The organism is Bacillus sp. JJ1773 (assembly GCF_036962035.1).
In the GTDB taxonomy this organism is placed as follows: Bacteria; Bacillota; Bacilli; order Bacillales; family Cytobacillaceae; genus Cytobacillus.
In genome coordinates, this window is record NZ_JBALNX010000052.1 from 51,282 (window position 1) to 57,687 (window position 6,406).

10 protein-coding genes are annotated in these 6,406 nt (G+C 35.9%); 7 read left to right on the forward strand and 3 right to left on the reverse strand.

What is annotated here, in order from left to right; all coding sequences use genetic code 11:
- Positions 1 to 377 precede the first annotated feature (377 nt).
- Entirely contained in the window at positions 378 to 941 is a 564-nt protein-coding gene (locus V7127_RS16400; RefSeq protein WP_335487765.1) for a GNAT family N-acetyltransferase, read from the forward strand.
- Between the two features lie 70 nt (positions 942 to 1,011).
- Here the strand turns inward: V7127_RS16400 and V7127_RS16405 are convergent, their stop codons facing one another.
- Complete coding sequence (locus V7127_RS16405) at positions 1,012 to 1,170, reverse strand: hypothetical protein (protein WP_335487768.1); 159 nt, start codon at positions 1,168 to 1,170, stop codon at positions 1,012 to 1,014.
- 223 nt (positions 1,171 to 1,393) lie between these two features.
- Between V7127_RS16405 and V7127_RS16410 the strand changes: the two genes are divergently transcribed.
- Positions 1,394 to 2,752: an MATE family efflux transporter gene (locus tag V7127_RS16410; RefSeq protein WP_335487771.1), complete on the forward strand. Its 1,359-nt coding sequence runs from the start codon at positions 1,394 to 1,396 to the stop codon at positions 2,750 to 2,752.
- Positions 2,753 to 2,797: 45 nt separating this feature from the next.
- Here V7127_RS16410 and V7127_RS16415 read toward each other — a convergent pair whose 3' ends face one another.
- Positions 2,798 to 3,571: an SDR family oxidoreductase gene (locus V7127_RS16415; RefSeq protein ID WP_335487774.1), complete on the reverse strand. Its 774-nt coding sequence runs from the start codon at positions 3,569 to 3,571 to the stop codon at positions 2,798 to 2,800.
- A 170-nt stretch (positions 3,572 to 3,741) separates the two neighbouring features.
- Here V7127_RS16415 and V7127_RS16420 point away from each other — a divergent pair, with 170 nt between their 5' ends.
- The 5 genes from V7127_RS16420 (at position 3,742) to V7127_RS16440 (ending at position 5,885) form a co-directional block, all read left to right on the forward strand.
- The gene (locus V7127_RS16420) at positions 3,742 to 3,984 is read left to right on the forward strand and encodes a spore germination protein (RefSeq protein ID WP_335487777.1); all 243 of its coding nucleotides are present in this window, start codon (positions 3,742 to 3,744) and stop codon (positions 3,982 to 3,984) included.
- A 15-nt stretch (positions 3,985 to 3,999) separates the two neighbouring features.
- A complete protein-coding gene (locus tag V7127_RS16425) occupies positions 4,000 to 4,242 on the forward strand; it encodes a spore germination protein (protein ID WP_335487780.1) in 243 nt (80 codons plus the stop codon).
- A 56-nt stretch (positions 4,243 to 4,298) separates the two neighbouring features.
- On the forward strand, positions 4,299 to 4,781 hold the full coding sequence (locus V7127_RS16430; RefSeq protein ID WP_335345509.1) for an Hsp20/alpha crystallin family protein: 483 nt from the start codon (positions 4,299 to 4,301) through the stop codon (positions 4,779 to 4,781).
- 35 nt (positions 4,782 to 4,816) lie between these two features.
- A complete protein-coding gene (locus V7127_RS16435) occupies positions 4,817 to 5,296 on the forward strand; it encodes an Hsp20/alpha crystallin family protein (RefSeq protein ID WP_335487783.1) in 480 nt (159 codons plus the stop codon).
- 160 nt (positions 5,297 to 5,456) lie between these two features.
- On the forward strand, positions 5,457 to 5,885 hold the full coding sequence (locus tag V7127_RS16440; RefSeq protein WP_335487786.1) for a hypothetical protein: 429 nt from the start codon (positions 5,457 to 5,459) through the stop codon (positions 5,883 to 5,885).
- 63 nt (positions 5,886 to 5,948) lie between these two features.
- Here V7127_RS16440 and V7127_RS16445 read toward each other — a convergent pair.
- On the reverse strand, positions 5,949 to 6,406 hold a 458-nt coding region (locus V7127_RS16445), incomplete at its 5' end, for a CAP domain-containing protein (RefSeq protein WP_335487789.1).

Below are 6,406 nucleotides of genomic sequence, written 5' to 3' on the forward strand. Positions count from 1 at the left end.
TGATCCCCCACTTAGAAATATTTGTTTTACTTAACTTTTTGAAGTAGGGGTCTTACAGCCCGTTAATCTGCGATAAAAAAATTGTAGGATTTTACTGTTGAAACTTGTTGAAAAAAATTCACAAAATACCTATTCCCTTTTTTATTTTTTTTTAGTATTATACGATAGTAAAATAGTTTTTTATAAATTTTGTAAGATAAATATTATATCGGAAACGATAGAATAGGGAAGGCAAATGGTGCGCCACCAGTCATACTGGTTCTAGTGGGTTCGATTCCCACCCCGAAATTTTTTAGCAACATACAAAAAATTTCGAGGGTGGACCGTAATCTCTATTTGGCATGGAGAAGGACTGTCCTCTAATTGGAGGGATAACCTTGCTCAAGAAACGTGATTTTCATGAATGCCATAGTTTGTATGACTTAATGACACATCCAGACGTCTTCCCTTTTGTGCGCCAAAAAGCTTATTGTTATGATGAATTTGTCTTTATGACTAAGCAAACGATCGAAGCTGAAGAACGTGGTGAAATCATTTCACGGACTATACTAGATGAGTGGGGAGCTCCGATTGGAACGATTAATTTGTTTGATATTGAAGACAATGCTGGCTTTTTAGGCACTTGGCTAGGAAAGCCATATCATGGCATGGGCTACAATAAATTAGCAAAGGACGCTTTCTTTCACGAGCTCTTTTATGAAATAGGCATTGAAACAATTTTTATGCGGATTAGAAAAGAAAATATACGTTCACAAAAGGCAGCTGAAAAGCTTCCATATGTACTTTTTGCCAATGAATCAAGAAAATTGGTTTATGATCAGCTGAATGCGACTGGCATCGCTTATAATTTGTATGAGATTCCTAAAGATTTATATACATTTGAAGTTCTGCGGCATAGAACTTCATCAGGTCAAGAGTCAACACATTTAATGGAAGCATAATAAGAGCAAAAAGCCGATGGAGAGACCGTTGGCTTTTTGCTTTTTAATATGGCTAAATTCAATTTGTTGTTTAGTCTGTGATTGTTGAATCCATTTCATCAGATTTTTCACTTATTCCCATTTGTCCCATTAGTTCTTCTAATTCTTCATTCGTGAGTGTTTCAAAACGACCATCATAAAACAATACCTGTGTCTGATTAGGATTAATTCTATTTAAATTAAAGCTCATATTTTTCCACTCCTTTATTTATACCCAAGATTAAGGCATTTCTTTATTACATATATTTCGCAAAATGATCTTCTTTCATTCATGATTTTTAAAATTTCACATAATTGAAAAATCATTATGCCAAACTAATGACACTTCACATTCCACTATGTTTTTAAGGTATTATTGATTAGGTATATGATATAATTTCTTTTTTGAACTAAAATTGGAAGAGGAATCAATAATGAATCAAACATTCACCAAAAAAGATAAATTAAAGCAATTGTTAACGATATTAATTCCGATTTTGATCACACAGCTTGCTATGTATTCTATGAGTTTTTTTGACACGATGATGTCAGGGCATTATAGTTCAAAGGATTTAGCAGGAGTTGCAATCGGTTCATCACTTTGGATGCCTGTTTTTACGGGGCTAAGCGGAATTTTATTATCGATTACGCCTATTGTAGCGCAGCTCATTGGGGGAAGAAAAAAAGATAAAGTAGCCTTTTCTGTCCTTCAAGGGGTCTATCTTGCTGTGGTCATGTCCATTATTGTACTAATTTGTGGGGGTCTTGCACTTAACCCGATTCTTAATGCAATGAACCTAGAGGAAATCGTGCATTTGAAGGCACATGGCTTTTTAGTAGCTTTAAGCTATGGGATGGTTCCACTATTCGTATACAGTGTACTCCGTTCATTTATCGATGCATTAGGGAAAACTCGTGTATCGATGTTTATAACTCTAATGGCCTTGCCAATTAATATTATTTTTAATTACTTGCTGATTTTTGGGAAACTGGGATTTCCTGAGCTTGGCGGTGTAGGATCAGGGTATGCAACGGCTATAACCTATTGGCTACTCTGCATTATTGCCTTTATTATCGTCCATAAAGCTGTTCCCTTTTCTTCATTTGGAATTTTCCGGAATCTTTATGCTGTTTCTTTTGCTAAATGGAAGGAAATCCTTGTCATCGGAATTCCTATTGGCTTTGCCATCTTCTTTGAAACGAGTATATTTGCTGCGGTTACCTTGTTTATGAGTAAGTTTACTACGGCAACCATTGCTGCTCACCAAGCTGCATTAAATTTTGCATCCCTCCTTTATATGGTTCCACTAAGTGTTTCTATGGCCTTAACGATTGTTATTGGTTTTGAAGCTGGAGCTAAGCGATATAAGGATGCGAAAGAATATAGCTGGATTGGTATATCCATTGCCGTAATAATGGCTACCCTATGTGGAATATTATTATTTTTTACCCGTTCAGAGGTCGCTGGTATTTACTCAAATGACCCTGAAGTAATAAATCTTACCGCTCAATTCTTAATTTATGCAATCTTTTTCCAGCTATCAGATGCTATTCAAGCACCAGTACAAGGGGCTTTGAGGGGATATAAAGATGTCAATATTACCCTTATTATGACCTTAATTTCCTATTGGGTCATTGGTCTTCCTTTCGGTTATTTTCTGGCAAATTTCACGAACTGGGGAGCATTCGGTTATTGGATTGGTTTAATTACCGGTTTAGCTGCTGGGGCAATCTGTTTATCTAGCAGGCTTGTGCTTATTCAAAGAAAACCACTTAAGCAACTAGGTGCATAATTTAGCTAAGATGGGGAACTTTCAGATTCCCCATCTTTTTTTGAATTAATCTCTAAATGCCTTTCCTAAAACATCCTTTCCACCGGTTACGGAAATGATGCTTCCTGTGATAAAATCTGAATTTTTATCGATAAGAAACGAGATCACTCTTGCAATATCCTCTCCGGTTCCAGGTCTGCCAATTGGGGTGTCGTCATTTACTACTTCTGCAGCTTGAATAATCTCTTTGTCCTTCCAATCCCCTGTGATATCACCAGGACAAACCATATTGGCTGTAATTTTATATTTTGCCTCTTCCAGTGCAATCGTTTTAGTTAATGAAGCAGCGCCACTTTTTGCGGCAGCAAATGCAGATCTGTAGATCCAGCCAGGTGCCGTCTCAACCCTGTCAAAGCCAATTGTGATAATTCGGCCCCACTCTTTTTCCCTCATTCCAGGCAACAACAATTTACTTAAATAAAATAGAGCATTTAAATTCCCGTTGATGATGTATTTCCATTCGCTAAAGGAATACTCGGTTAATACTTTCCTTTCATGCATATAGGGACCCGCATTATGGACTAATATATCGATACTTGAAAACACGGACAAAGCCTCATCTATAACTTTTTGGCATTCTTCTAAATTTGCGATATCTCCGCCGATAGCGATATTTTTCGTTCCAAATTTTTTGGATAGTTCTTCGGCAAGTGAGACAGCTTCCACTTTGCTTTTTCGGTAATTGATTACAAGATGAACATCATTTTCAGCCAGCTGATAAGCTGTTCTTTTGCCAATGCCTGTTGCTCCCCCTGTTATTAAAGCTGTTTTTCCTCCCACAGAAATACCTCGCAATTCCATTTATTTTTAAACCTTCATAATCAATATACTATTAAGAACAATTAGGATATGCAAATGAAATGAAATGATATACGTATTTATTTTATTAACGATTAGGCGGGTACCTGCATACCTTAAACCATACGAATGAAACTAAAGGAAGTGTAAAGATGCAAACAGTTATCAACATATTTAGCTTAAAGGTAAACAGTGTTGCTACTAACGGATCCATTACTATTGGAGAGGCATTTTACAATTCCCCAACTGCTAATACGAAATCACAGGGTCAGAATTCATCCTTTGGCGACTATGCTCCACCGACTGCAGCGATGGAAAATGTATTTATTGATCCAGATTTAAATGATCAAGGGGACATTGCCTCTGTTTCTCCGGTCAATGCCAACCAAATATAAGGATCGTGAACCATTATGCCTTTCCAAATAAATATTTTTAATATAAAAACCAATGGAATTACCAATAATGGAGCCATTTCACTTGGTCCTACTATTCATAATAGCCATACTGCCAACTCAAAGTTTGTTGGTGCTAATATTGCTTTTGGTGATTTATCTCCTACTACATCGTTTTCTTCTAATGTTGTAGGCGATGTAGACGTTAGCGATCAAGATCAAATTGCTAACCCGTCTATTCCCGTACAAAACCAAATATAACAGTTTGTTAAAGAAGGAAAGCATTTTAATTGCAGCTTCGAAAGGAGGATTGCTCCATGTTCCCCTGGAACCTATTCCCATTTAATAAAGATATGAAAAATATGATGAAACAGATGAAGCCGGATGAAATTGATAAATATGTCCAGAATATGATGAATCAAATGTTTCCGCAGGGAATGCAAGGGATGATGCAGCCACAAAGCTTCATGCCAGGCTTTCAAAACGATGCGAGGCAAAGCCCTCCATCATCTTCTTCTTCTTCTCTTCCTTCATCCGTTTTTGAGACTCATGATAATGTATTTGTCAGAATTCCTATAAAAAATGAACAATGGCTAAAAGACATGCGCATTTATCATACTTCCAATCAGATGATGATTGAGCATATACCTGAATTTGAGGATAAGAGCACCATCATACTACCAGCTCTTGTGAAAAAAAAAGGAGCTTCCGCGTATTTTAAAGACGGAATGCTTGAAATAAAAATACCGAAAAATGTTGATATGCAATATTCAGAAATTGATGTTACAGAAATCTTATAAACTTAAATGGATGAAATTAATAAGGAGGAGATTCTGTGGAAATTGAAAAATTGAAACAATGGCTAGATTTAACAAAACAATATCAATCACAAGGATTTTGGAATGAAATATTTGATCATAACAAGGCTCAAGCAACAGATGAACTTGCTTCCAATTTCTTTTCAAATCAGGATATTTTCCCGCGTTGTGATATGTATGGAACTGACGAAAGCCTTATCGTTGAAGCAGAGCTTCCAGGTGTCGAAAAGGGTGATATTAAAGTATTTCTTCAGCAAAGTGAGCTTATTTTAAGGGGGGAATGTAAAACAGTTAGACCATCTATCAAGTATTATTTAAAGGAAAGACCGAATAGAACTTTTGAAAAAACGATAACAATACCTGCAGCCATTAATAAGCAAGAAATCCAGACACAATTCGATAAGGGAGTTTTAACCATTATCCTTCCTTTTAATTATAGTGATAAGGAAAACATCCCTATCATGGTTGATCATGATGAATCAGCACCAATAGGTTAAAAAAATGAGGTTTTTTTATAAAAAGAGCAGACCAGTACCTCCTCTTAAAGAATCCCCTCCACCTCAAGTGGAACATCTCGAGCAGAAGAAAATAAATAATAAACTTATTGAACTCGAAAAGAAAATTGAACTATTCCGAAGATTAAAAGGATCAGACGATATGAATAAAGTACAATCTAGAGTGAATGATTTAGAGGATAGATTGGAAAAAATCGAGCTAAAACATCGTCCAATCCAAGATGCCCATCTCAATAGAGAAAAGAATCAGGAACAACAGCGTACTCATAACTTTGAATTAACAATTGCTTTGCTGAACAATAAAATTCAGTTTTTAGAAGAAAAAGTCATTTTCCTAGAGAAACAAAATCAAAGAGAGTTGCATTCTCAAGGTCCTACCTTTATTGTTGATCATTTAAGTGTCGAAAATATTTCTGTAGAAAAAATGGAATATGCCAATAATTTTGAGCAGCTTGGAATAAAGGAACTTTCAGGAAAATTAAGTATAGGAACAAGCTATGAGGGTAAAATTGATCCAAATAAATTGTCTGAAAAACTTGCGAAGCTAAAAGAGAAAGAGAAAAAGGAATGATTTGCTATAATAAATGAAAAAAAGAGCAGATTTTTATTCTGCTCTTTTTAACATGATTATATATTATTTTCCAATAAATTGTTGTGTCCAGTAGTTACCTTCTGCAACATATCCTACACCGATATGTGTAAAGCTAGCATTTAAGATGTTTTTACGGTGACCATCACTGTTCATCCATGCGTTAACAACTTCTTCAGGAGTACGTTGTCCCATAGCAATGTTTTCACCAGCTGAACGGTAAGTGATGCCGAATGACTTCATCATATCAAATGGTGATCCGTAAGTTGGGCTATTGTGATCAAAATAACCTTTATTTTTCATATCTAATGACTTTGCACGTGCAACTTTACTTAAGTTTACATCAAGCTGTAATGCTGGTACGCCATTTTTAGCGCGCTCTTGGTTTGTTAATTCAACCACTTTTTGCTCATAAGCACTTACAGAAGAAGAAGCAGGTGTTGTTGGAGCTTTAGCTGGTTGTTGCTGTACAGGCTTTTGTTGAACTGGCTTTTGTACCGGTT

Excerpts from the sequence above, each read along its gene's own strand:
- V7127_RS16425 (WP_335487780.1), top strand. The coding sequence starts at position 4,000 with ATGCCTTTCCAAATAAATATTTTTAATATAAAAACCAATGGAATTACC.
- V7127_RS16405 (WP_335487768.1), bottom strand. The coding sequence starts at position 1,170 with ATGAGCTTTAATTTAAATAGAATTAATCCTAATCAGACACAGGTATTG.
- V7127_RS16430 (WP_335345509.1), top strand. The coding sequence starts at position 4,299 with ATGTTCCCCTGGAACCTATTCCCATTTAATAAAGATATGAAAAATATG.
- V7127_RS16420 (WP_335487777.1), top strand. The coding sequence starts at position 3,742 with ATGCAAACAGTTATCAACATATTTAGCTTAAAGGTAAACAGTGTTGCT.
- V7127_RS16410 (WP_335487771.1), top strand. The coding sequence starts at position 1,394 with ATGAATCAAACATTCACCAAAAAAGATAAATTAAAGCAATTGTTAACG.
- V7127_RS16440 (WP_335487786.1), top strand. The coding sequence starts at position 5,457 with ATGAATAAAGTACAATCTAGAGTGAATGATTTAGAGGATAGATTGGAA.